20 protein-coding genes are annotated in these 25,732 nt (G+C 33.5%); 13 read left to right on the top strand and 7 right to left on the bottom strand.

From position 1 onward, the window contains the following. Positions 1–26 precede the first annotated feature (26 nt). A complete protein-coding gene (locus OQ292_RS38785; protein WP_284689633.1) occupies positions 27–1,667 on the bottom strand; it encodes an amidase in 1,641 nt (546 codons plus the stop codon). Between the two features lie 245 nt (positions 1,668–1,912). Here OQ292_RS38785 and msrB point away from each other — a divergent pair, with 245 nt between their 5' ends. Beyond that, entirely contained in the window at positions 1,913–2,362 is a 450-nt protein-coding gene (gene msrB / locus OQ292_RS38780) for a peptide-methionine (R)-S-oxide reductase MsrB (protein WP_284689632.1), read from the top strand. 45 nt (positions 2,363–2,407) lie between these two features. Here the strand turns inward: msrB and OQ292_RS38775 are convergent, their stop codons facing one another. The 4 genes from OQ292_RS38775 to OQ292_RS38760 all read right to left on the bottom strand — a co-directional run bounded on the left by OQ292_RS38775 (position 2,408) and on the right by OQ292_RS38760 (position 5,370). Next, positions 2,408–3,220: a phosphatidylinositol-specific phospholipase C/glycerophosphodiester phosphodiesterase family protein gene (locus OQ292_RS38775; protein ID WP_284689631.1), complete on the bottom strand. Its 813-nt coding sequence runs from the start codon at positions 3,218–3,220 to the stop codon at positions 2,408–2,410. 82 nt (positions 3,221–3,302) lie between these two features. After that, positions 3,303–4,112 (bottom strand): BRO family protein, encoded by an 810-nt coding sequence (locus OQ292_RS38770; RefSeq protein ID WP_284689630.1) that lies wholly within the window; start codon positions 4,110–4,112, stop codon positions 3,303–3,305. 105 nt (positions 4,113–4,217) lie between these two features. Then, entirely contained in the window at positions 4,218–4,637 is a 420-nt protein-coding gene (locus tag OQ292_RS38765; RefSeq protein WP_284689629.1) for a hypothetical protein, read from the bottom strand. Beyond that, the gene (locus tag OQ292_RS38760; RefSeq protein ID WP_284689628.1) at positions 4,630–5,370 is read right to left on the bottom strand and encodes a ParA family protein; all 741 of its coding nucleotides are present in this window, start codon (positions 5,368–5,370) and stop codon (positions 4,630–4,632) included. The genes OQ292_RS38765 and OQ292_RS38760 overlap by 8 nt, the downstream gene beginning before the upstream one ends. Positions 5,371–6,072: 702 nt before the next feature. On the opposite strand from OQ292_RS38760, the gene OQ292_RS38755 reads away from it, so the two are divergent. The 3 genes from OQ292_RS38755 (at position 6,073) to OQ292_RS38745 (ending at position 9,080) form a co-directional block, all read left to right on the top strand. Then, a complete protein-coding gene (locus OQ292_RS38755) occupies positions 6,073–6,288 on the top strand; it encodes a hypothetical protein (protein WP_284689627.1) in 216 nt (71 codons plus the stop codon). Positions 6,289–7,239: 951 nt separating this feature from the next. Beyond that, on the top strand, positions 7,240–8,583 hold the full coding sequence (locus OQ292_RS38750) for a replication initiation protein (protein ID WP_284689626.1): 1,344 nt from the start codon (positions 7,240–7,242) through the stop codon (positions 8,581–8,583). A gap of 146 nt (positions 8,584–8,729) precedes the next feature. Beyond that, on the top strand, positions 8,730–9,080 hold the full coding sequence (locus OQ292_RS38745) for a hypothetical protein (RefSeq protein WP_284689625.1): 351 nt from the start codon (positions 8,730–8,732) through the stop codon (positions 9,078–9,080). Positions 9,081–9,084: 4 nt separating this feature from the next. Here OQ292_RS38745 and OQ292_RS38740 read toward each other — a convergent pair whose 3' ends face one another. Further along, a complete protein-coding gene (locus OQ292_RS38740) occupies positions 9,085–10,056 on the bottom strand; it encodes a hypothetical protein (protein ID WP_284689624.1) in 972 nt (323 codons plus the stop codon). 129 nt (positions 10,057–10,185) lie between these two features. Between OQ292_RS38740 and OQ292_RS38735 the strand changes: the two genes are divergently transcribed. The 7 genes from OQ292_RS38735 to OQ292_RS38705 all read left to right on the top strand — a co-directional run bounded on the left by OQ292_RS38735 (position 10,186) and on the right by OQ292_RS38705 (position 19,191). Then, on the top strand, positions 10,186–10,710 hold the full coding sequence (locus tag OQ292_RS38735; protein ID WP_284689623.1) for an RNA polymerase sigma factor: 525 nt from the start codon (positions 10,186–10,188) through the stop codon (positions 10,708–10,710). 107 nt (positions 10,711–10,817) lie between these two features. Continuing rightward, complete coding sequence (locus tag OQ292_RS38730; protein WP_284689622.1) at positions 10,818–11,846, top strand: FecR family protein; 1,029 nt, start codon at positions 10,818–10,820, stop codon at positions 11,844–11,846. A 186-nt stretch (positions 11,847–12,032) separates the two neighbouring features. Next, complete coding sequence (locus OQ292_RS38725) at positions 12,033–15,374, top strand: SusC/RagA family TonB-linked outer membrane protein (RefSeq protein WP_284689621.1); 3,342 nt, start codon at positions 12,033–12,035, stop codon at positions 15,372–15,374. A gap of 18 nt (positions 15,375–15,392) precedes the next feature. Further along, a complete protein-coding gene (locus tag OQ292_RS38720) occupies positions 15,393–17,015 on the top strand; it encodes a RagB/SusD family nutrient uptake outer membrane protein (RefSeq protein WP_284689620.1) in 1,623 nt (540 codons plus the stop codon). A 117-nt stretch (positions 17,016–17,132) separates the two neighbouring features. Further along, entirely contained in the window at positions 17,133–17,570 is a 438-nt protein-coding gene (locus OQ292_RS38715; protein WP_284689619.1) for a response regulator, read from the top strand. 160 nt (positions 17,571–17,730) lie between these two features. Further along, positions 17,731–18,741, top strand: a complete 1,011-nt coding sequence (locus tag OQ292_RS38710; RefSeq protein ID WP_284689618.1) for an FIG domain-containing protein — start codon at positions 17,731–17,733, stop codon at positions 18,739–18,741. A 63-nt stretch (positions 18,742–18,804) separates the two neighbouring features. Next, the gene (locus OQ292_RS38705) at positions 18,805–19,191 is read left to right on the top strand and encodes a DUF2306 domain-containing protein (RefSeq protein ID WP_284689617.1); all 387 of its coding nucleotides are present in this window, start codon (positions 18,805–18,807) and stop codon (positions 19,189–19,191) included. Between the two features lie 67 nt (positions 19,192–19,258). Here OQ292_RS38705 and OQ292_RS38700 read toward each other — a convergent pair whose 3' ends face one another. Then, positions 19,259–22,012 carry a tetratricopeptide repeat protein gene (locus tag OQ292_RS38700; protein WP_284689616.1) on the bottom strand — a complete coding sequence of 918 codons (2,754 nt, stop codon included), beginning with the start codon at positions 22,010–22,012 and terminating at the stop codon, positions 19,259–19,261. Positions 22,013–22,366: 354 nt separating this feature from the next. Between OQ292_RS38700 and OQ292_RS38695 the strand changes: the two genes are divergently transcribed. Continuing rightward, entirely contained in the window at positions 22,367–22,699 is a 333-nt protein-coding gene (locus OQ292_RS38695) for a PadR family transcriptional regulator (RefSeq protein WP_284689615.1), read from the top strand. A gap of 64 nt (positions 22,700–22,763) precedes the next feature. Beyond that, the gene (locus tag OQ292_RS38690) at positions 22,764–25,379 is read left to right on the top strand and encodes an FtsX-like permease family protein (protein WP_284689614.1); all 2,616 of its coding nucleotides are present in this window, start codon (positions 22,764–22,766) and stop codon (positions 25,377–25,379) included. Positions 25,380–25,732: the final 353 nt, after the last annotated feature.

Raw genomic sequence — 25,732 nt, 5'->3', positions numbered from 1 at the left:
TATCAGTAGCAGGAATCTCTAAAAAATTACTCCATTTTCAGCGTTGGAATAAATTTAGGTGCTTTTCTTACCTTTGTTGCCTGCTCAAAAGCATAAGCCATTCCAATGAGCTCCGGTTCCCTATAAGCACCAGAAAATATGGAAATTCCCACTGGTAAACCATTTATAAAACCTGCTGGAACAGTAATATTAGGATAACCAGCCCTTGCTGCAAGCGAAGAACTACCTCCTCCAAAATGATCGCCATTAATTACATCTATTGGCCAAGCAGGTCCACCTGTTGGTGCTATTATAGCATCAATACCGTATTTTGCTAATGCAGCATCAATTCCTTCTTCTCTTGAAAACTTTAATACTTTTTCTAGTGCATCTTTATATTCCTTGCTTTCCAAATCTCCTTTTTCTTCCGCTGCCTCTAATATCTCCTGCTGAAAATAGGGCATCGATCTGTCTGCATTTGCTTTGTTAAAAGCAATTACTTCTTTTAGGCTTTTTACTGGTGCATTTTCACCCAAACCTTTTAAGTATTTATTTACACCATCTTTAAATTCGTATAATAATACTTGATAACCTGCTCTTCCATATTCTCTACTGGTTTCAATCTCTACGGGGTCTATAATTTCTGCTCCTTGGCTTTTCATGGCTTCAAAGGCTTCTTCCATTATCTTATCTACCTTCTCATGAAATCCCATTGAACTTCTTAACACTCCAATCTTTTTACCTTGCAGTCCATTCGCGTCTAAAAACTGTGTATAATCTTTATAAACTTTCCCTTCGCTTTTAGAGGTAACTGCATCTTCACTATCTACACCAGTTAAAGCTCCTAATAAGGTTGCTGCATCTGTAACTGTTCTACCCATTGGCCCAGCAGTATCTTGTGTATGAGAAATAGGAATAATACCTGAGCGACTCCATGCACCTACTGTTGGCTTAATTCCAACTACGCCATTTGTAGAAGACGGACAAACAATAGACCCGTTGGTTTCTGTACCAATAGCAATGGCACATAAATTAGCAGAAACTGCCACACCTGAACCAGCACTTGAACCACAAGGGTTTCTATCTAATATATAGGGGTTACGAGTTTGGCGCCCTCTCCCACTCCATCCGCTAGAAGAGCGTGAAGAACGGAAGTTAGCCCATTCGCTTAAATTGGTTTTACCTAACAATACTGCACCAGCCTCTCTGAGCTGTTTTATAATAAATGCATCGTCTGGAGCAATGGAACCTTCTAAAACCAAAGTTCCGGCAGTTGTTTGCATTTTATCTCCAGTATCAACATTGTCTTTTACTAGAATAGGAATACCATGCAAAGGCCCTCTTACTTTTCCTTCACTTCTTTCTTTGTCAAGCGTTTCTGCAATTGATAAAGCATCTGGATTTACTTCTATTACTGAATTTAATTCTGGACCTGATTGATCAACCTCTGCAATTCTATCCAAATACATTTGGGTAATAGATTTGGCAGTGTACTCACCCGATTCCATACTTTTTTGCAATTCGGCAACAGTTATTTCTTCTAATTCAAATGGCGATACTCCGCCAGAACTACTTTGAATAGATTTTGTTGCTACAGCTTTATCTTCGTTTGAAACACAACTGCTTAAACCTGATAATATGAAAAAACCTCCTAAAGTGGTATCTAGTAAAAATTTCCTTCTTTGCATTAGTATTTTAGATGTATAAACTGTAAAAATGAAATATATAAAATTATTAATGAAACAGGAGTTGAACCAAGATTTTTGAATATATTGATTCTGAAGCTAGTTAAAGCTGCAACTTAATTCAAAAATTGAAAAGATACAGCATCTTTAAAGCTGCATATAACTGCTGAGTATTGTAAAATGCAGTTTATATGAAAATTAAAAAATAAACTTAATCCCCTGTAAGGGGTTAAAATATTAAAAAAGTTATGCTAACCTGGAAAGACGTAATACATTTTGCAGAGAAAGGAAATCCTGAACCAGACAAAAGAGTTGAAAAGACTGAAAAAGAATGGAAGTCTTTACTTAGTGCAGATCAATACTATATAACTCGGCAAAAAGGAACTGAAAGAGCTTTTACTGGTGCCTATTGTGAAAGCCATGAACCAGGCAAGTATGCATGCACATGTTGCAATACATTACTCTTTGACTCAACATTAAAGTTTGATTCTGGTACTGGTTGGCCAAGTTTTACACAACCTGTAAAAGACAATGCTATTAAGTATGAAAAAGATACCAGTTTTGGGATGATAAGGGTTGAAGTGATGTGTAATTCTTGTGACGCTCATTTAGGACATATCTTTCCTGATGGACCCGAGCCTAGTGGTTTGCGTTATTGTATTAATTCAGCATCAGTTAAACTATTAGAAAAATCTTGATACAAAAAGCGGCTAAGTTTCATTTCTTAGCCGCTTTTATTAATGCTATTTATTAGCGCGATTTAACAAGAAATCTTGAAGTTTTCCCAGATCATCGGCATTAAGTATATCCACACCGGCATCTAACAACATCTTCCATACGTGCTCTCCCTCTGGAGTTGCCCATAACCTCAGCCTTTTTCCTTCGGCATGTGTTTTATCAGCAAGTGTTTTAATCTTTTCAAACTCTTTTGGTTTTATTTCACCTTTGCCATTCCATTTACATACTTTGGCAAAGTCTTCACTAATCACAGGCATCATTGCCGTGGAATAACCTTTACCCAAATCACTTGGTCTACCGTCTAAAGCAACTAAACGGGTTGCTTCTTTTGTAATTCCTTCAAAATCTCTATTACCAGAAATAAATATAAGAATCGGCCCTTCGTGCACCTTGTCACCTTCCCAATAGGTCAACATATCTTTATAGTCCAGAAGCTGATCGTTCAAAATCTTATAAGATTCTTTTGCATCTGTTTTAACATCGATCATTAGCAATAATGGTTCATCTGTATTTTTGTAAACTTGACCATCATTTGCTCTTACTACACTATCTAGCGGATAAAGATAGCTTTCTTCCAAATCTGGCAATGTGATTCTCTTGTTTGTATCTGGCATATCATGACCTACATATAGATCATCTTCAATCAACAAAATATCGGCCTCTACACTCATAAAGCCATGTTCAAGTGCAGGGAATAGCGGTACGCGAGAATAATCGTTGTGAGAATGTGCGTTAATTAGCGGAATAACTTGTGCAATTGAGAAATTCCCGAAGCAGGTAAACTGAACTAGGAATAGTAAAAGAACTTTTATCTTCATTGTTTGAGGTTTTTGAGCAAAAAAAGGATTTTATCTCCGAAAATTAATACCTGAAATTAAAAGTTCACAATTTGGTAATTACCTATTTATTACCCTCATCTATCGACTTATCATTTCTGCTTTCTTTCAAGTTTTTATCCTTTTTCCTTTCATTTAGTTGCCGTATATCTTCTTCTTTTGGTAAGTTCTCTGGAGTAATACCGTGCCTCATTAAAGTTTCTCTAACATCCAGGTTACTATCAACATGCTCCTCTCCTATACCTAGTTCATCATTTAAAGACTTAGAAACCATATTAAATTCAGTTATCGACATAGCAAAATCTTTTCCTTTGAGAATTACAAGAGAAATAAAGTTATCGATATCTTCATCACTATTTAAACCAAATTTCGCTCTAATATCTACTCCATTAAAAAGTGCCTCATCCCCTTTACCTAATATTCGTTTAAAAGCTCTTTCTCCAATTCCCCTTTCTTCTAAGCGCTCATACAATCGCCCTTGGCTCTCTTTAAGCTTATTATATGCATGAATTCGCTTGTTGCTTTTTTCATCCAGATAGGTTATTGCTGTTTCTGACAACCATCTTTTAAATGGTTCTGCTTTAGGGGAAGGTATCGACTGAATTATCCTAAATAAACCCTCTCTGGCAGCACATTCCATTGCATAAGACTTTTTATCGGAGCCTTCCACTTTCAGTTGTCGACAAAAAGTCGATAAGTCGACACCAGATTGCGCTTTCTCTCTTCTTTTTAGTCTATACCAGTAATCAGATGCGCGTGCACTATCAGTTAATACATCAATAACATCAACCATTACCAGGTAGTAAATACCATCGTCTTCTGAAAAAACAGTACGAATATGTCTATCATCAAAAAAGAGTTGTACCTCTTCCATAAGTAGAAATTAAGCGTTTTTAGAAACTTTCATTTGTTTAGATAGATGTTTTCGTTTAAATAGATTTTCTTGCTTAAATCCTACAAAAACATTTATAAAATGCAATTAATCATCCTGATTGTATTGCTTAATAAAATCTTCTAAAATCAGATGGATTAAATTACCTGTATAATCGATATTTTCTTTTTTAGCAATCTTAGTTAGATGATTATGCACATCTCGTTTTAACTTAAAACTGATATAATCAATGGGTTTCTTTTTTTTGATTTTACCCAGATTAAGTTTGAGATTTACATTTTTAGGTTCTTCAGAAACTTCTTCAACCTCTACCTTCTTTGTTACTACTGCCTCTTTTGGCTTTTCTGAGACAACTTTTTGACTAGTGCGTTGAGATGTTTTTGCAGTAGGTTTTCGGTTGACTACTTTTTTTTCTGGCTCTTCCTTTTTTTCGATAACCTCAGGCACATCCTCTTCTGGTAAAGGATCAGAACTAAAAAGACCGCTTACATTTAACTTTTTACTCATATTTACTCAGTATTTCTTCTGTTAAATTAGAATAATCTTTTGCCCCCATACTTTTAGGTGCATATTTAAAAATATCAAGCTTAGAAGTGGGTGCTTCAGCTAAAGAAACATTCTCTCTAATGAATGTATCAAATACAGGATAATGCTGACTTATCTCAGAAGCAACACTTTTGTTGAGAATCTTCCTCTTATCATACATGGTGATAAGAACGCCCAAAATTCTTACAGTTGGATTTAAGGATTTTTTAACTTTAAAAACAAGATCTGTAAGTGACTTTACCCCTTGCATTGCTAAAAATTCGGATTGCAGCGGAATAATGATATCATCACATGCTGTAAGTGCATTTACAGTGAGTAAGCCTTTTGAGGGACCGCAATCGATAATTGCAAAGTCATAATTTTTCTTCACCTCATCCAAAGCGTATTTAAGAAATTTCTCACGCTCAAATTCAGATACTAATTCAAGCTCAAGTTCTGATAATGATTCAGAAGCAGGCATTACATGAAGGTTTTTATTAATCTCTTTTGGCTCAATTCCATGCGAACCTTTAAACACACCATAAATACTTTTACCATTTAAACCAACACCTAAACTTTGGCTTAAATTAGCTTGACCATCTAGGTCAACCAGTAATACTTTTTTACCCTTTTTAGCTAAACCAGCTCCCACATTTACAGCAGTAGTTGTCTTAGAAACTCCGCCTTTGTTATTGACTATCGCAATTGTAATCATTATTTAAAATATAATACAGCTACCTGTTAGAATAATACTACCTATTAAAATACATATATATATTGGTGTAAACACCGGTACAAATATAGGAATATCTATTAGTATAACAACAAGAATTAGTATAAACACACCAATAATAATACTTACCTCAATACCTACCGCTATAGGTATCGGAGTACTTAATACTACACTTTAAAAGATACTCATATAAATACTTATTACTATACTTTTAACTATACAATCAAATACACCTTTAGGTATACCTAAATAAGCAATATAAGTAACTGATAATGTGAATATTAAAATTTTAAATAGATTTATCTATCTGAATATTTAAAAGAGAACCTAAAACTCAAACACACAATATGATCAATAATTTTAAATAAAAAGATGGATTAAAGTATTAAAAAAATAGTATTACAAGAAAATAAATATATATTTAAATCTCAATCCAGTATATAAGATAAAATCATCCTCTAAGAACTGTTATCATAATCTACTTGTTAATATAAAGTTATTATTTTATTCAAAAGTTAAATCTTAAGGCAAAAATTAATTTTTATCGAAAAAATTACACGTAAGATAAATTTGATAAAATAAAATATTTAACAAATGCTAAACAGATTTATCTTTTTTGAAATAATCACGTTAGAAAACCAAAATAACTAAACTACTAATATGACATCAGAAAAATTTAATAACTTGCCGTTATCCAAAAAAGGTGATTTAGTTTTCCCTCAAGGTGAATACATTAATAGCATTCCATTTGGTAAATATGAATTGTTACTTTATAGAGTAGGGTATAACTTTTTTGAAGTTCTATACAATCCAACTACTCAGATAGTACACGATATCAATATCGCTGAAAAAGAAAGACTGCATTTGTTTAGTAAAGTTAAAATAGAGGAAATCTATTAATATGTTAGGTCTAAAACAAAATCCATTTTTTAGTGAGAGTGCCCCATTTTTTCAACTTTCTATCAAGTATATTTTCATCCTATGCATTAGTTATCTATATAACTAAAACATATCAACATATTTCTTATAACTCAACATGTCTTCTTTTCCTATTTTAATGTTGTTTTAACAGTTTTAATAGTTTTATATATTTTATCTGCTTGTAATTTACTGATAATCAGCACTATATAAGTACTAAAAGCAACCTAAAGGAAGTATAAAACAACACTTTGAATGTTAAATACAACAAATTGAAAGTGTAAAGCAACAAATTGAAATTTCTAAAACAACTAAATGAAAGTCATAAGCAACTTAAAGAAAGTTCACCCTCTAAAAGCAACATTCTGAAAGTTTAATGTTTGCTTATTCACTTCAGAGCAGTATTTACTCCATATAAAGCAACACTTTGAAAGTATTATTGACTTTCTTGACAGTACCGAGGTAGTAAAAGCAACATTCTGAAAGTCACTTATCTGGTATTCCTGTTTAAAAGCAACGTTTTGGAAGTAAATACTTTGGCTTATTCATAACTAGTAAGTGAAAAGCAACGCTTTGAAAGTGGGAAACACGAATAAACCTTAAAAGCAACATTTTGAAGGTATTTAACAATGTGTAACCATAAGATAAAGCTAAATTTATCTTCCATTTAGTTGTTTTATTCTCTATAAATAGACAGAAACTAAGGAATGGATAAGTAAAATTGAGCTATTGTGTTCTTTTCTAAAAAATGTTGCTTTTAAAGAGTTGGAAAGGAGCTCTATTTTGGATTTTTAACGCGAAAAACAACACTTTGAAAGTAAAAAAGTCCCAAAAGCAACATCTTGAAAGTGAAATTTGTATCTATGTTGCTTTTACATGTTGCAATTACAAACTCAGCCTTTTACTTTGATGATTAATAACTCTCATTTCATCATGACAAACGAAATAGTGGCAATTCCTGGAAATAGAAAGCTAATTGTAAAAAGTAATTACTTAGTAAATGCTGAATACAATTTATCCCCAATAGAGATGAAAATTATTTATCTGATGGCTATGCAGGTGAAAAAGGGAGATGAAGACTTTAAGACCTACAGGATGCGTATTAGAGACTTTCAGGATATTGTTGGGGTAGATTCAGATGCACTTTATGTGCGAATGGAAGAGATCGTACAAAGGTTGATGAAGCGAATTGTGAGAGTTAGACATGATAATGGTGATTTGGATCAGTTCCCGTTTTTAGCAAGAGCTAGTCACAAAAATAAAAAAGGGATTATTGAACTAAAATTTGCTCCAGACCTTAAACCGCATCTGATTGATTTAAAAGAGAGATTTACGAGTTTTTACGATTACAATGTGCTTTCACTTAAAAGTACTCATTCTATGAGGATTTATGAGTTATTAAAGCAATATGAAAAGATCGGCTATAGGGTAGAAAAAGTTGCAAGAATAAAACAGATGTTAGGTATTGAAACCAAATACCGCAGCTATAATTATTTTAAGAAAAGAGTGATAGAGCAAGCCCAGAAAGATTTAACAAACCATTGTGATATATCTTTTGTGTTTTCTGAGATTAAAGAGGGGAGAAAAGTTGATAGTATTAAGTTTGTGATTAAACGTCAGAAGAAAATTGAATTCTTCAATAACAGACATTGGAATCCCGATGAAGAACATCAAGCTTTGGTTTCTCAAATGATTGAGATGGGAATTACCGAGAAAGAGGCTGCTGCCTTTGTGAGAGAGTATAGTAAAGCTGAGTTAGAAGAGAAAATCCAATACACAAAAGATAGATTTAAAGAAGGTAAAATAAGAAATTCCGGCGCATATCTAAAAACTTTAATTATTGATGAAGTTGAGGTGGTTTCTCCAATTGAAAAAGAGTTGGCTGAAAGCGAATTAGAGAAGAAAACCAAACAGGAAGAAATAAAAAGGCAAAGGGAAAGAGAAAAAGTATTATTAGAGCAGTTTACAGCAGAGTATGATGCTTTTAGAGAGAACCTTACAAATAATCTTGTAGAAAATGCAAATGAGCAGGACTGGAAAGATTTTATAAGTTATGCAAAGAAGAACTCATATGTGCGTAGCAGACTCTTTAAAAACGGCGAAATTGATTTAAAAAACAAGGATACTCAGTTTTGGTTTAGGGTATTTATAGCAGATGAAAGATTGCCTGAGAGAGATCAGGATTTTATAGAATGGGTTGCCCAGCAAAAGGGGTATTATATACAAGGAGACGAAGGTAATTTTAGAATTACTGGAAAGCAGAGAAGTTTGTTTTAAAATTAGATTTTTTTCCTAAAATGGGAATTTGTCTATAAAATGGAATTTTTCTCATTATTGCAAATAACTGGTTTCCAGTGCTTTAAAAAATAGGGTTTATTTGGTATAAATGTAGTAATTCGATAGTTAAGCTAACACTAATTACTATGAAATACTTAATATACTATCTAACTACATCCATCCTATTTTTTTCATTAATAGCTTCTTCAGCTTTTGCAGGAGACCATAATATTAAAACTTCTGAGAGAGTAAAAGCAACATTAAAAGTAAAGGGCATTACTTTAGAAGAGATCGGTGATGATTTGTACATGCTAAAAGGAGAAACTCCCATTATCATTTTTGATAAGAAAGCTCAATATGTGATAGAATTGGTTGCAGAAAATCATTTGACAATAGAGTCTGAACTGTCTTATGCAGAGATTGTATTTGGTAGCGAGAATGTATATGTTTCTTTTTACAATAAGGAAAAAGAGAAAGTGGAAAAAGTGATCTTTTAGATATTTACCTTTTAAAGTAGCTATTTAAGTTAGTTTTAGCAGCAAAGTATTTTCTGAAAATTAGAAATACAGGAACAGGAGCAAAAAAAGGTATTAAAACACTCCCGAATACAATAGTAATTAAAACACTATTGCCAACAGTCGTTGATGCTGGTTCATAGCTGGCATACTTGTTCAAAATTGTGAAAATGAGCCCAAGTGTGATAAAAACTATTAAAAGTAATAAGATAAGCCAGTGTTCTGGATGAAAAAAATAGTAAAGCACCAATACAGGTAAATTGAAAATCCAATAATTTTTTAGATGTATCAGTACTTTTTTTGTTAAAAACTGATTAATGGTGCCCTCATGCAATAGAAGAACTTCAATCGATTCAAACTCTTGATAGAAAGAAGCTATAGAAAGCGAAATATACCATACAAACAAAAGGCTAAGAAATGGAACAAATACCAGTGAGGCAGCCATAATAAAGATAAAAAGCAAAACTAAATAAGACTGTCTTAGACCAGAAATCCACTCGAATTCGTAGTATTTTAAAAAAGGGAGTTGCGGCACATGATTTTTCCTTTCTGTATTGAATTTTTTTCCAAATAATATGAGCAAGAGAATGCCAACCAATAACATGAGTACAGCCTCATATTTTCCATTTACTAAAAGATGAATAGATATTGGAGATGTTGCCAAAATATACTCTGATAACATCATGTATATGGCATGTTTGCTTATCATGTTAAGTATAAAATCATCTTTGCGCGAGAAGTGAACTGAACTTAAAGTAAATAAACAAAGGCCGGTATAGATGTATGCTTGGTTATCAGATATATTAGGTTGGAAAATATTTACACCTGCAACTAAACATATTATTAACAAAATAATAGAATAAAGTAAACCTAATTGCTTTAAGATGCGAAAGGCTTGAAGCAACCTTATTTTAAGCAAGTTTAAAGTTATTTGACCAGTTTCCTTTAAAAAATTCATAAACTTCAGGTATTTTTCTCAAATATAGTTTAGAAAACTTAATAGGATTTAATTCTAAATTTTTTAACTTGTGTATTGAAATCTGATAGTTTCAGTTTTCAGGTAATACTAACTGAAACACACATAAATATGAGAAATGAAAAACTACTACTAAAAAAGGAGTCTGTAGAAACACAGACTTTTAAAAAATGTTTTCAGCAGTTTTACCCAATAATGCTGCGAAAATCATTAAGATTACTTAAGATTCCCGAATTGGCAGAAGATGCTGTTCAGGAGGTTTTTGTTAATCTATGGAAGTCACAAAAACAACTAGATGAGATTGATTCTATTGAAGCTTACCTATTTAAGTGCTTAAAAAACAGATGTTTAAATATACTGAGAAGTAGGAAAAGAGATATTCTCAGGCATATGGAAAAGCAACTCATCTCTCCAGTTGTATCTGAATCAACAGAAGAAACCGTCATTTTTAATGAGTCTTTGAGCAGGTTAGAAGAATCAATTAATTCATTATCACCTGTTAGACAGAAAGTTTTAAAACTAAAACTTGAAGGCTTTACAAATCAAGATATTGCCAGACAATTTAATATCTCAGAAAATACTGTCAAAGTCCATTATAATCGGGCAAATAAGTTTGTCAGAAGCAGTATTGAGTAATCTGTTCAATTTTAAAAGAAGCTCAATTAGCTTCTTTTTTTTTTTGTGAGTAATACTTTCTGTTCTTTACGGTGTCATTAATACACACAAGCACAAGATGTGTAATAATGAAAAGACCTGAAAAAGATAAAATATTGCGCTATTTTGCCGATGAGGCTTCTACAACAGAAGCAGAAGAGGTAATCTCTTGGTTTAATACCAAAGAAGGTGCAGCTTATCTTGAAAGTTCTTTTTTTCAAAATGATGAAGAAGATTCTTCAGTTTCAAGTCATTTCTTTACAGAAAATGCTTTTTACAACTTAGACCGCAGAATTCAGAAAGATGATGAGAAAGAAGCTATACATAATGAGTTGAAAAGAAGACATAAACGTCAGTCATCTTTAATTGCAGCTTCATTAGTGCTTATTGTAGCTTTTATATCACTTTATACCTATAAGCTTGAACAGCATAAAATAAAAAATGAGATTACATCTGTAAAGCTTGAGGTTAGAGAAAATCCAAAAGGACAAAAATCAACACTATTATTACCAGATGGAACTGAGATTAAGTTAAATGTCGAAAGTAGGTTGGTGTTTGAAGAAGGCTTTAAAGGCAACGAAAGGAAAGTCTATTTAAATGGAGAAGCCTTTTTTAACATAGCAGAAGATAAAACAAGGCCTTTTATAGTGTATGTGAATGATTCGATTGAGGTAAAAGCTTTAGGTACTTCATTCAATATAAAAGCATTTCAAGACGAAAGTAACATTAACATAGCACTAACTACTGGCAAAGTTCAAATAACCAATCGCTTCGAGAAAAAAGTAAAACAGGATATAGGAGCATATTATCTTATACCGGGAGAAGCTTACTCTTTTAACACAGAAACTGGTATTTCAAGCAGCTCAACATTTGATATACGACAGGTGATAGCCTGGAAAGACGGCTATCTGATTTTTAATGATACTCCATTTGAAGAGTCTAAGCGGATGTTGGAACGATGGTATGGTGTAGAAATCGAAATCAAATCAAAATATCGAAGAATTACTCCATTTACAGGCGAATTTCATAATGAATCTTTAAAGAACATACTTGAAAACATGAGTATGGCCTGTAAGTTCAACTATAGTATATCTGGAAAAAAAATCCTCATTTTTTAACTAAAACAAGCGTAAATATGAAAGTGGAATCTTACGACTCAGGATAACAATCTTTTTTTATATGCAAGGTGCCGGCATACAGGCAACAAAATAAACCCGGTCAGGGCAAATTCGCTTGGGGGAGCGCTACACATGACCGGGCTAGTATGCTTTTTATCATTTTTAAAAACAAAAGCACTTAAAAATATGAAAAAAGAAACTATACACCTAATAAAAATGCTATCAAAAAGGGCATTATATGGTTTTATCATCCAATGTATCTTTTATGGGTTTATAATGGCAGACCCAGGAAGTGCACAAAGTATAAAGGATGTATACCTCACACTTAATTTAAAAGATGCTACACTCAAGCAGACTTTTAAAGCCATTGAGCATAGAACAGATTTTCGATTTTCTTATGCAAGAAAGAACCTTGATAACAATATAAAAATCACGAATACTTTCGAAGGTAAGTCTTTAGAAACTGTTTTAATCGAATTATCTAAAACTGCAAATCTCAAATTCAAAAGAATTAATAATAATATTGTTGTCGATAACAAAGAAGACAATGAGAAAGTAGTTGAAGAAGTAGATGTTGATTTAGCAGAACAGCAAATAAGTATAACAGGTGTTGTTTATGCAGGTACTGATAGTGAACCACTACCCGGAGTAAGTATTATTTTAAAAGGTACAGCTACAGGTACAACAACCGATTTAAATGGTAAATTTAGCATGGAAGCCTCACAAGAAGATGTGTTGGTTTTTAGCTATATTGGTTATGTATCTCAAGAAGTTACTGTAGGAACAAAAACCAATTTTACTGTAACATTAGAAGAAGACTTAGAGCAACTAGAAGAGGTAATTGTAGTAGGTTATGGTACGCAAGAGAAAAGAGATGTAACGGCTGCTATTGGTTCTGTATCTGCTAAAGAAATTTCTGAATTACCCGTATCAAACGCAGTATCTGCTATGCAAGGTAGAGTAGCTGGTGTAGACATTACTCCGCAAGGTGGTAGACCAGGTCAAAATGCTACTATAAGAATTCGTGGTCGTCGTTCTATTAATGCTTCCAATGATCCATTGTATGTAGTAGATGGTATACCATTGTCAGGAAGTATTTTTGATTTTAACCAACAAAATATAGAATCAATAGAAGTTTTAAAAGATGCTGCTGCAACAGCTATTTATGGTTCTAGAGGTGCAAATGGCGTTATTTTGATAACTACTAAAAGAGGTAAAGCAGGAACTATTAATGTTTCTTATGATGGCTATTATGGGGTATCTAAGGTAATTAACCAAGTAGATATGATGAACGGGCCGCAATTTGCCGACATGAAACGCGAATCTAGAAGAAGAGATGCGGATGGTAATGCTGCTTGGGATGGCACTATACCTTCAGATGATATCGTATTTGAAGACCCTGTAGAGCTTATATCTATTGAACAAGGTAGATCTACTGATTACCAAGACTTAATTTTCTCTCAAGGTTCTCAAAATAGCCATCAGGTGAGTATTTCAGGAGGAAGTGAAAATACAACTTTCTCTATTGCTGGTGGGTACTTTAAAGAAGAAGGTATTATCAAAACGATGGATTTTACCAGATATACCTTAAGTATTAATGTAGATCAAAAAATAGGAGATCGCATAAGAATTGGTACCTCTACAATGCTTTCAAGATCTATTCAAAACTGGGCGAGTAATCCGGTAGGAGAGGCACTTTCTAACAACCCTCTAGGTGTTCCATATGATGATGAAGGAAACCTGATATTCTTACCGATTATCGATGGTATTAGAACAAATCCATTGGCAGAAATTGTAGATGGTGCCTACCTAGATGAAAGAAAATTTAATAGAATTTTTGCTTCTATTTATGGTGAGTTTAAAATCGCTGAAGGCTTAAAATATAGGGTGAATGTAGGTCCTGATATTAGAACAAGAAGAAGAGGTTTGTTTCAAGCAAGTATGACCAATGCAAGAAGAGGTGCTGCGCCAAATGCTGGTCAAGAATACAGAGAAGAATTTGCTTATACACTTGAGAATATATTAACGTATAACAAACAACTTGGAATTAACCATGATTTTGGTGTTACGCTACTACAAAGTATACAAGAAGATAGAGAAGAAAATACAAATATATTTGTAACAGGCTTACCTTATGAGTCTCAGGAGTTTTACAACATAGGTAGTGCAGAAGAACCAACCGGTTTTGGTAGTAATTTGATAGAATGGAGCTTAGCTTCTTATATGGGGCGTGTTAACTATAGTTATAAAGATAAATACCTTTTCCAGTTTACATTAAGAGCTGATGGGTCTTCTCGTTTAGCTGATGAAAATAAATGGTCATACTTCCCAGGTGTTTCTTTAGGTTGGAGAGTAATAGATGAACCTTTTATGGCTGGTCAAACATTTTTTGACGAATTGAAACTAAGAGCAAGTTATGGTCAAGTAGGTAATACTTCTATCGATCCTTACAGAACACAAGGTAGATTAGCTAATACAACTTATGTATTTGGAAGTTCTCCAGCATTTGGATATAGACTTAATGAAATTCCAAATGATCAATTAGGTTGGGAAAGAACTTCTACTACTGATGTTGGTTTAGATTTCGGGATTTTAGGTGGTAGAATTTCTGGTTCTATGGATTTCTATGTTGCAAATACTACAGACCTGCTTTTAGAATTTCAACTCCCATATACATCAGGGTATAACAATGTACTTCAAAATGTAGGTGCTACCAGAAATACCGGTTTCGAATTAACACTTTCTACAGTAAACTTCGATTCTCCAAGTGGTTTCCGTTGGACAACTGATATTAACTGGTTTACCAATAAAGAAGAAATCGTAGAGCTTTATAATGGTGCAGTTGATGACCCAGGAAATAACTGGTTTATTGGAGAACCACTAAACGTTTTCTACGATTATCAAAAAGCTGGAATCTGGCAAGCAAACGAAGCAGCAGAAGCAGCCGCATTTGATAATTCAGAACCAGGCTATATAAAAGTAGCAGATTTAAGTGGTCCAGAAGGTGTGCCTGATGGTAAAGCTGGTCCAGAAGACCGTACAATAATTGGTACTGATGTGCCTGACTGGTCAGGAGGTATTACCAACCGTTTTGAATACAAAGGGTTTGACTTATCATTTTTCTTCTTTGCTCGTTGGGGCCAAACAATCAGAAGCCGTTTCCACGACTCAAATAATTCTTTATTTGCGAGATATAATAACCTAAACGTAGATTACTGGACAATTGACAACCCAACTAATGCTTATCCAAGACCAAACCTCAATCAGGAAAGACCAAGGTATGTATCCACTTTAAGATACTTTGATGGCAGTTTTATCAAGTTGAGAAACATCAATTTGGGTTATAACTTCCCAAGCTCTATTACTGAAAAACTAAAAGTTAAATCATTAAGAGTATATGCCTCTGCACAAACACCTTGGTATTATGCTAAATATGAATCATTTGATCCTGAAACAGATGGAGACATTGAAGCGGAAGATCTTCCTTCTAATAAGTTATTCTTAATGGGTCTTAATATTAGTTTCTAATTAGAAAAATTGATGAAAATGAAAAGATATATAAATATAATTTTAAGTATGGCTATTGTGGCTTTCTTTAGCCAGTCATGTGAAAGTTTTCTAGAAGAAGAGTTGGTAACCGACGTTTCTGCTGGTTCTTACTACCCAACTCCAGACGGTTTTGAAGATGCAGTAAGGGCTTGTTACACACCAACCAAAAATTTCTGGGGACAAGAAATAGGAGGTACTATGACGGTTTTTGGTACAGATATTTTTACCAATGGTGCTGATGGTAGCCACAAAGGTTTTAATCAGTATGATACTCGATTAAACCCAGCAACTCAATATGCGCGTGATCTTTGGAGAGATTTCTATCAAGCAATTAATCAAACAAATGCAGTTATTGGTAGAGCTCCAGATATTGATTTACTAGAAGCTGACAAAACTTTAAGAGTAGCTGAAGCTCGTTTCTTAAGAGCACTTTATTATTTTACTTTAACCAAGCATTATGGCGATATCCACTTTTCGCTTGATGAAACACAAGGGTTAGAGCTAGAAGCAAACAGAACCTCAAGAGAAACCATATATGCTGATGGTATCATTCCTGACTTAGAGTTTGCTATAGCCAATTTGCCAGAGACACAAAGTGATTACGGCCGTGCAACTAAACCAGCAGCAGAGTTTTTACTTGCTAAAGTGTATTTAACCAGAGCTTATCTTACATATAATGATAGCGATTTTCAATCAGCTTATAACTTAATGAATGGTGTAATTGAAAATTATAGCTTTAGTTTAATAGAAGATTGGGGTTCTCTTTGGGGGATAGACTCACAGGTTAATTCAGAAGTAATTTGGACAGTACAAAATACAGATAACTGGTTGATTAATGGAAATGGTAATCGCTTCCATTTATACTTTTTAATGGAATATGACAAACTACAAGGTATGCAACGTGACACAGAAAATGGTAGACCTTGGAAAAGATTTAAGCCTACAGACTTTATGTTAGGTTTATGGAATAGAGATATTGATGTTCGCTATGCAGAAGGGTTCAAGCATGTATGGTATGCAAATTTTGAAGGTAGTATACCGACAGATGGCTCTGGAAATCTTCTATATAATATCGGAGATACATCTGTTTTTTTACCAGGTGTTGAATGGACACAGGCAGAAAAAGATGCAGTGCCGTACGAAGTTTTTTCACCAAGTGATTATGACGAAAGAGTATTTGCTTCTGTAAATAAATTTATAGATCCAACTCGTCCAGATCGCCAGTGGGAAGCAGGGCAAAGAGATTTTATTGTAATGCGTTTGGCAGATGCTTATTTGATTGCTGCTGAGGCGCTACACCAACTAGGTATGGATGATGAAGCTGTAGATTATTTGAATGCAGTAAGAGTAAGAGCTGCTTATCCTGGTTCTGAAGATGCGATGAAGATTACAGCATCAGATGTAGATTTAGATTTTATTTTGGATGAACGCGCTAGAGAGTTATTTGGAGAAATGCACAGATGGGAAGATCTAACCAGAACAGGAAAATTATTAGAGAGAGTGTCATTATATAATCCAGTTGCAGCAGCGAATATTCAGAGTTTCCATGTATTGAGACCTATTCCTCAAGATCAGATTGATAGAACTCCTGCTGGATACGAACAAAACTCAGGATATTAATAATAAGTTAACATGCCGAATTTTTTAGCACTAACAAGGCCCACAACTCGTATTGTGGGCCTTGTTACTTAGATCAGTTCCTAATAAATTTTAATTTTATCAATAAAAAATTGGATTATGCAATTATTTTCTCACGTTTGGAGTTTTTTCTTATATATTTATGCTCTAAAGGTAAGAATAATGATACTTATAATAGAGGACGATGAAATAGATGTTTTGATCAATGAAAGAATGATCAACAAATATCAAGGCAATATCAAGAGAGTGATTGCCAAAAATGGTTCTGAAGCGGATAATATTCTAAATGAATTAGCAGCCTCTGGTAATTTTCCTGAGAAAATTATACTTGATTTGATTATGCCGATTATGGACGGGTTCCAATTTTTGGATATGTATGCATCAAAATTTTACCCAAAATATCCAGAGACAAAAATTTATGTGTTGACTTCTTCAATTCATCCGGCAGATAGTAAAAGAACTAATATGTATCCATTTGTTGGAGGACATGTTATTAAACCTTTGAGTGCTGCAGGTATTAAAGAGATATTTGATTAAAATAATCCTTAAACATTTATAGAAGGTACTGTGAGAGCAGTACCTTTTTTTATTTCTAAAGATCAGATAAATCTTTATGTAAAGCATTTTATATTGTTTATTTGATAACTATATTTTGGTCTTTTTAAAAGTTTTATAGCTTAATTGTAATTAAAGAGAGATGAATCATCAGTTAATAAAAGACATTTTGTGTGAGATAGGCGAAGCGGTTTGTAATAAAGTAATCAAATCTCTCAAAGAGCAATCCATAGAAACCCTTTCGGCAGTACATGAAGAGGCAGCCGCAGATACCATATATCAGATTGATAAAGATGTTGAGGATATCATTGTTCCATTGTTAAAGCAACATTCTGAAAGTCTGGGAGGAGTCGTATTGTTGGCTGAGGGCATAGAAGAAGAGAGTGAAGGAGGTTTCAAGCTGCCAGCCAGTGATGGAAATGTTGCCGTAAAAATTATAATGGACCCCATAGATGGCACCAGAGGGATTATGTACGATAAAAGATCTGCGTTTTTTCTGGCTGGTGCAGCACCAAATAAACCAGAAAATCATCTTAGTGATATAGAAGTTGCCGTAATGGTAGAGTTACCAACAACCAGAAGTGCCTACAGCGACACGCTATGGGCTATAAAAGGGGACGGAGCAAACAGGTTTAGTAGACATCTGGAAAGCAACGAATTGAAAGTATTGCCTTTAAGACCATCAAAATCAGCTACACTATATGGTGGTTTCGGTCAAATTTCAAGATTTTTTCCTCCGGGTAGAGAAATACTGGCAGCTATAGAAGAAGACATGTTGAGTGAGGTTTTTCCAGATGCAGAAGAAGGCAAAACCATTGTTTTCGAAGATCAGTACATTTCTACAGGTGGGCAAATGTATGAGTTATTGGTTGGTCACGATCGTTTTGTTGCCGATGTACGAACATTGTTAAATAAGCGACTAAAAGCAGAAGGAAGGAAAAAGGGACACATTTGCCACCCTTATGATATTTGTGTGATTTTGATTGCAGAGGAAGTGGGAATTGAGATTACCGATGGCTATGGTAACAAGTTTGATGCGGCAATGAATTTATATGATGAAATAGACTGGATAGGTTACGCCAATAAAGAAATTAAAAAGCAATTAGAGAAACCATTGTTCAATGCCTTAAAAAAACACAAGCTATTAGATTAAAATAAATAATGCACTAACTAATATCAGCCCAAAAGCTATTTTTTCAACATTAATCAATTATTTATGTCTTACGATCAGCTAATGTATGTTCACCTGGTAACTGTAGTGCCCTGTATATTTATAGGTGCTTTTTTACTTTTTTCTAGAAAAGGTCAAGCTATTCACCGTAATTGGGGTAAAGTTTATATGGCTTTAATGATGTTTACAGCTTTTGTTAGCTTGTGGATGCCTGCAAAAGTAGGAGGGAATATTCTAGGTCATTTCGGATGGATACACACTTTTAGTTTATTAACTATTTACACAGTACCAACGGCAATACTTGCTATTAAAAAAGGTGATGTAAAGTCTCACAAAAGGAAGATGATTATTCTATATGTTGGTGCAATAGTAATTGCTGGAGGTTTCACATTAGCACCCGGTAGGTATTTGCATGAAGTTTTTTTTAATTAAGAAAAGTAGAAGATTAAGGCAAGTACTTATAATTGAATTAGCACTTGCCCTAATTCCTAACTTACATCTATTCATTATCTAAAGGGAAGTTTTCTGGATCAATTTCAAATGCTTTTATAGCATCTTCAATTCCTTCTGCATATCCGTAAAGTTCACTATTTACTTTTGATCGTAGGTAATAAGCCTCCGCATGATTCTTATTCATTTCGATTAACTTATCAAGTGTATTTTTAGCGTTGGGCAAATCCTCTTTATTATAATAAAGAATGGCTATGGCATAATATGCATCTTGATAAAAAGGATCTAAGTCAACAGTCTGCTTAAATTCCTCTAATGCGAGTTCTACTTTGCTTTCTTCTTGTCCGTAAATTAAACCTCGGTAATAGTATGAAGGAGCAAATTCTGGGTTTATCGCTATTGCTTGATCACAATCTGACATGCTTTTTTCAAAAAGACCCAAATCGTAATATATAAGTCCGCGGTTAGCATAAGCAACAAAGCTTTTCGGGTTTATATCTATTGCAGAAGAATAGCTTTCTATTGCTTTTGATGGATTATCTTCTTCATGAAAAATATTTCCTCGGTTTATGTATGCATCTTCATATTCAGAATCGATTTTAATTGCAATGTTATAATCCGTCATGGCTTCTTCATAATTACCTAATTCTTTTTTAAGCAAACCTCTGTTATTATAATACTCAACATTTTTTGGGTTTATCTTAATTAGATGATCATAATCTTCAATTGCATCATGTATCAAACCTATGTTTTCTTTTAAGCTGGCTCTATACACGTAAGCAAACTCACATTTCGGATTTATCTCAATACATCTTTTAAAATCATCGAGTGCTCTGTCAGTTTCACCTAGTTGTTCATAAGATCTTGCACGGTTATTATATGCCTCAAAATCTTCTGGTACAAGTTTGATTAGCTGTGTATAATCTCTTACAGATTCTTTATAATTCTGAAGGTTAAAATAAGATAATGCACGGTTATATAAAGCGATTTCATTATCAGGTTCTAATGCCAAAGCTTTGTCACAGTCTTGTACTGCTCGCGAATGATCTTTTAAGTCTAACCATAAGCTGCCACGGTCTACATAAGAACTGGCAATCTCTGGGTTGAGCTTAATAACCAAATTAAAATCTTCCATAGCGGCCAAGCGGTTGTTTTGCTTGTTATATGCCCTGCCTCTGTTGCTTATATATTCAGTATTATTTGGGTCTATTTCTAATGCGGTATTATAGTCTTCAATAGCTTTTTCTAACTGAAATAATCTTGAATATGTGCTTGCCCTTAAGTTATAGGCATCACTATATTGATCGTCAATCCGAAGTGCATTATTTACATCTTCAATTGCAGCTTCAAAATCACCAGTTCTTTCATAAAAAAGGGCACGGTAATAATAAGCTGTAGTATAACCCGGATTAAGTTGAATGGCTTTATTATAATCTTCTAGTGCATCATTTAAATCTCCATAAGTAAATTTTGCATTCCCTCTCTCATGGAAAACAAAAGCATCTGAAGTATGGAAAGATAATGCTTGGTCGAAATGTGTTAGGGCCAACTCCCATTTGCCAATACTAGCCTCCAAAGTTGCAAGGTTACATAAAGCTTCAATATCATTTGCTTTAATGTCTACAGTAGCACTGTAATCTTTAATTGCTCCTTTGTAGTCTCCTAACTTTGCTTTGGTTAATGCTCTGTTAAAATAAGCATCAGCAAAATCTGGTTGATGCTTAGAAGCATTATAAAAATCTTTTAGTGCATTATCAGGTTTATTGAGCTTTAACCAAACATTGCCTCTGTTTAAAAAAGCTGCTGAATATTTTGGAGCAATCTTTATTGCTTCATTGTAGTCGCTTATAGAACCTTCGTTATCATCTAGTTTTTCTTTTACCATTGCCCTTTTATAAAAAGTATGCGCAATATCTTTATGAGGCAACTGTAGCGCTTTATCATAATCATCAAGAGCTTCTTGATATTGACCTAAATAATAAAGTTGCAAGCCCCTGGCAGTATAAGCATTCCCATTATCTGGCTCTGTATTAATTGCCACTCCATAAATATTTATGGATTTTTTGTAGTCTTTTAGGTAGGCATAGCAATTTGCTTGCGCCATATATGCTCTATAAAATGATGGGTTGAGCTCAATGGTTTTTCCGAAAAAATTTATTGCTTCTTCTTTTCTATCATTATAGTAGTATAAATCACCCAATTGAAAATAATACTCATACCAAGTTGAATTTATTTCAATTGCAGTTTCTAAATCAGAAGATGCTTCATCAAACTTATCAACCTGCTGATAGCTTTTTGCTCTGGCAAAATAGGCAAAGTCTGCTTGCGGATATTTTTTAATAAAAGCTGTAAACCTATGAGCAGCTTTAGTATAATGATTAGATTGATAGTGAGCGATGCCCTTATAAAAATCTATTTCAGGGCTTACAGGCTTGCTTTTAATGCCTTGGTAGAAAGATAATGCACTCATTGCTTTCCCATTTAGTAGATGCAAATGCGCATAATATATCATTTTTTGATCATCATCGATCTCTACATAGGTATCTATCAGTTTATTTATAAGAAGGTCTATCTCTCCATTAGTAATGCTGAGTTGATTGTAAAACCAATCCCAACTTTTAATAATAGAAGATTTGCAGCACTCTTCCATTATTTCATTAATCAGTAAAATTGAATTTTCTAGTTCATCATTTTGAGCAAATTGAATTGCTTTGGTGAACAGTAAATTACATTGTTCTATATTATTAATGCTATTTGAATGTTTGGATTCAGTTTTCTTAGAAACAGAATTTTTTTGGTTCATAGCTAGTTTAGATCTTTCGAATAACAAATTTGTGAAATTTTAATACCTGTAAATCAATCTTACCAGCAGAGTCTACAGGATTTACTTTCTCGGTTCTGCCAATTATAACAAGAATAAATAGTATAAGAGCTGAATAACATTAAAAAATATTTGATGACTAATTTTCTTGAATAGTTTCTATAGCAACAAAAATCTATTTTATAGTACGTAAATCACTGACTAAGTATACTAATCTAATCAAAAACTTTTGCTCTTTAAATTATAATTCTACCTCTCATCAAATTTTAAAAGTCGTATTTGCTTTTTGTAGACCAAGTTTGTTTATTTGTTAGACAAAGGTGAAACTAATAATTTATGAAAGGGACTCATCTCGGAGAGTTTGAAGAGATTGTACTTCTTACAGTAGGCATATTGTACGAAGATGCTTATGGATTGGCTATTACAGATGAAATAGAAAACAGAACAGGTAGAAGTATTACCATTAGTTCTGTACACAAAGCACTTAACAGGCTAGAAGCGAAAGGCTTTTTAACCTCTCAAATGGGAGGTGCAACCGAAGAGAGAGGGGGTAGGCAAAAAAGACTCTTCACATTAACAACCTATGGAAAAAATGCTTTAAACGAAGCCAGAGAATTAAGAAACAGTATGTATTCGGCTATTCCAAAAATGCTTTGGCAGCAAGGTTAATTAACCAGAAAAATACACACATACATTTATAAAGCTGCTACTTTATCAGCTTAAAAGGTCTATTATGAAAAAATCAGAACCACCCAAATTAGCAGAAAAACTGCTTCAATGGTTTTGCAGTGAATCTTTATACGATGAGATAAGTGGAGATTTATTCGAGCTTTACCAACGAAGAGCGAAAAAGATGGGTAAGCCTTATGCAAATTGGTTTTACTGGTTTAATGTATTGATGTTTTGTAGACCTTGGGTATGGAAGCAAACAAGAAGTTTTCAATTAATAAATAGTGCGATGTTTAGTAATTATGTGATTACCTCCCTCCGAATTTTGTTTAGAGAAAAGTTGTACACAACGATAAACTTAAGTGGTTTTATTGTTGGTATTAGCAGCTTCTTACTTTGCTTTTTGTATGTTAGTTATGAGTTTTCGTACGATCAGTTTTTAACTGACAAAGAGAAAATTTTCAGGCTAGATTATTTTATCCTCAAAGAGGGGCAGCGTACACAAAACACTGGTGGGCCAGTCCCATTGGCAGCAACTTTAAACAACGAAGTTGCGGGCATAGATGATTATGTGAGGATTTGGTCTGCATCGCAAAGCTACATTGCTTCAAAAGAAACTTATATGCAAGAAAATGAGGTCTGTTTTGTCGATAAATCTTTCTTCGAAGTTTTTTCTTTGCCATTGTTATTTGGAGAAAAATCTGAGGTTTTAGCTAAGCCCAATTCTATAGTTTTAAGTAAACATAGTGCGCAAAAGTATTTTGGTGAGGTAGATCCCATAGGTAAAATACTAAAATATAAAGGATATCCGGCTAGTGAGATGGAACTGGTAGTTACAGGTGTTATGGACAATTTTCCAGAAAACACCCACCTCAAAGCAGATATGTTAATTAGTTTGGAAGGGGTAAAAACCGAAGCTGATAACTGGGGTTCTTTTAAACCTGTGTATTCTTATTTTAAATTGTCTGATGTTACACAAGAGTACAAAATAGAGTCACTTTTGCCTGCTTTTAAAGAAAAGTATCTTGCTGATAGAGTTTACGAAGACAATTATTTTGAGTATGATTTGATAAATGTAGCAGATATTCACCTCAGCTCAAGAACTCAGTGGCATCTTAAACCTGGAAACAGTCTAGATAATCTCATTTTATTTAGTTGTATTGGTGCATTTATCTTGTTGTTAGCTTGCATCAATTATATTAATCTTTCTGCAGCCGGTTCAATATCAAGAAGTCGAGAAATAGGTATAAGAAAAACGTTAGGAGCTAAGCAAGGTCAATTGGTATTGCAATACTTGAGTGAGTCATTATTAATCAGTTTTATAGCTACCATACTAGCAGTAATTTTGACTAAGTTAGCTATTCCTTATCTTGAGAAGTTTGCTGGAATTACTATCTTTTTCGATTTGAAATCAATAAAAACTTTCTCATTTATATGCATTACAGCATTATCTACAGGTTTGTTATCAGGTTTATATCCAGCATTAATTGCATCTAAATTTCAACCAGTAAAAGCCATTAAGAATAAAGTAAAAACAGGTGCTTCCACCTACTTTTTGCGGAAAGGCTTGGTCGCTTTTCAGTTTCTAATTTCTATTTGCCTTATTGGTTTTACTTTGATAATTAACAAGCAGATTGATTTTATATTAAATCATGACTTGGGGTTTAATAAAGAGCAGGTAGTAGTAATTCCTTATGGAGATAAAGAAAACGAATCGACTTTGTTAAATGCTTTAGATGAACAATCTTTTATTAAATCTGTAAGTATATCTCAAAGTGTACCGGCATATGCGGGTGGTTACGATGGAAGATTAGCCACAACACCAACTCTAACAGAACCTATCCAGATTAGAAGCATAATTACAGACAAAGCATTTGCTGATACCTATCAACTAGAATTGATAGAGGGCAGAAATTTTGTGAAAGATATGCAGTCTGATACAGGAGCAGTATTATTGAATACGACAGCGGTTGAAATGTTGGGTTTTAAAAATGCCTCAGAAGCAATTGGTAAAAAAGTGAGATGGTCTAATTACTTTGATGGATATGTAATAGGCGTGGTAAATGATTTTCACTTGGGTTCTTTTCGTGAGAAAATTGCTCCCGTAATTCTGCTTAATAAACCGCATTGGTCTTGGTGGAAAGGATACCTTTCTATAAAAATGGAAACTGGGAGTAGTATTCAGCAAAATTTAGAAACACTAGAGACCATCTGGAAAACGCATCAAGCTGATATCAATTTTAGATATTTCTTTACAGATAAAAACTTTGAATCCCTCCATCAGCAAGATTTAAAATTTAGAACCATGAGCCGGATATTCTCAGCTATTGCAATATTATTGGCATGTTCAGGGCTTTTGGGAATTACATCTTACCAGATAAAAACCAGATCAAGAGAGATTGCAGTAAGAAAAGTGTTTGGGGCAGAAACTGGCTATTTGTTTTTAAAGCTCAACAAAGAAATATTCTTGGTTACTATATTTTCATTTATAGTAGCAATTCCTATCCTATTTATGCTAAGAGCTAACTGGATGAGTGTATTTGCCTACCAAGTAGAAATAGACTGGTGGAATTTTATTTTGGCAGGAATACTAGCGGTTTTATTGGCAGTTTTAGTTTCAGCATATCACATATACACACTTGCGAACACCAATCCTGTTAAGATTATTAAGAATGAATAGCAATCATTAATTTTTGGTATATAACAATGTGCAGTTGGGTTGTTAATGAATTATTTTTGATATTTCTAATAGTTATTTTTAATTACTTACTTATCTGAGTGAGTATTTACATATCTGAAACAGTATATTTTGAGTGTAAAAAATGCAATTTTATTTACTCAAGGGGTTTAAGTAATAGTTACATATAACAAGCTGTAGTAACTACTATTTTTTCGAATGTGCGACTTTAAGATGGTAAATAAAACTATGTTTCAATTTTTAGAATATATAAGATTAATAGACTGGGCAATAAGTAAGAATAAAATAGTTTTCGACGCCTTTATAGTTAGTTTTTGAATTAAAAGAATTAGTCA

It is taken from the genome of Chondrinema litorale (assembly GCF_026250525.1).
GTDB lineage: Bacteria > Bacteroidota > Bacteroidia > Cytophagales > Flammeovirgaceae > Chondrinema > Chondrinema litorale.
Note: the sequence above shows the minus strand (reverse complement) of the source record. Positions and strands in the feature narration are given on the sequence as shown.

Coding starts and splice junctions, on each gene's coding strand:
- OQ292_RS38785 (WP_284689633.1), bottom strand. CDS start 1,667: ATGCAAAGAAGGAAATTTTTACTAGATACCACTTTAGGAGGTTTTTTC.
- msrB (WP_284689632.1), top strand. CDS start 1,913: ATGCTAACCTGGAAAGACGTAATACATTTTGCAGAGAAAGGAAATCCT.
- OQ292_RS38775 (WP_284689631.1), bottom strand. CDS start 3,220: ATGAAGATAAAAGTTCTTTTACTATTCCTAGTTCAGTTTACCTGCTTC.
- OQ292_RS38770 (WP_284689630.1), bottom strand. CDS start 4,112: ATGGAAGAGGTACAACTCTTTTTTGATGATAGACATATTCGTACTGTT.
- OQ292_RS38765 (WP_284689629.1), bottom strand. CDS start 4,637: ATGAGTAAAAAGTTAAATGTAAGCGGTCTTTTTAGTTCTGATCCTTTA.
- OQ292_RS38760 (WP_284689628.1), bottom strand. CDS start 5,370: ATGATTACAATTGCGATAGTCAATAACAAAGGCGGAGTTTCTAAGACA.
- OQ292_RS38750 (WP_284689626.1), top strand. CDS start 7,240: ATGACAAACGAAATAGTGGCAATTCCTGGAAATAGAAAGCTAATTGTA.
- OQ292_RS38745 (WP_284689625.1), top strand. CDS start 8,730: ATGAAATACTTAATATACTATCTAACTACATCCATCCTATTTTTTTCA.
- OQ292_RS38740 (WP_284689624.1), bottom strand. CDS start 10,056: ATGAATTTTTTAAAGGAAACTGGTCAAATAACTTTAAACTTGCTTAAA.
- OQ292_RS38735 (WP_284689623.1), top strand. CDS start 10,186: ATGAGAAATGAAAAACTACTACTAAAAAAGGAGTCTGTAGAAACACAG.
- OQ292_RS38730 (WP_284689622.1), top strand. CDS start 10,818: ATGAAAAGACCTGAAAAAGATAAAATATTGCGCTATTTTGCCGATGAG.
- OQ292_RS38725 (WP_284689621.1), top strand. CDS start 12,033: ATGAAAAAAGAAACTATACACCTAATAAAAATGCTATCAAAAAGGGCA.
- OQ292_RS38720 (WP_284689620.1), top strand. CDS start 15,393: ATGAAAAGATATATAAATATAATTTTAAGTATGGCTATTGTGGCTTTC.
- OQ292_RS38715 (WP_284689619.1), top strand. CDS start 17,133: ATGCAATTATTTTCTCACGTTTGGAGTTTTTTCTTATATATTTATGCT.
- OQ292_RS38710 (WP_284689618.1), top strand. CDS start 17,731: ATGAATCATCAGTTAATAAAAGACATTTTGTGTGAGATAGGCGAAGCG.
- OQ292_RS38705 (WP_284689617.1), top strand. CDS start 18,805: ATGTCTTACGATCAGCTAATGTATGTTCACCTGGTAACTGTAGTGCCC.
- OQ292_RS38700 (WP_284689616.1), bottom strand. CDS start 22,012: ATGAACCAAAAAAATTCTGTTTCTAAGAAAACTGAATCCAAACATTCA.
- OQ292_RS38695 (WP_284689615.1), top strand. CDS start 22,367: ATGAAAGGGACTCATCTCGGAGAGTTTGAAGAGATTGTACTTCTTACA.
- OQ292_RS38690 (WP_284689614.1), top strand. CDS start 22,764: ATGAAAAAATCAGAACCACCCAAATTAGCAGAAAAACTGCTTCAATGG.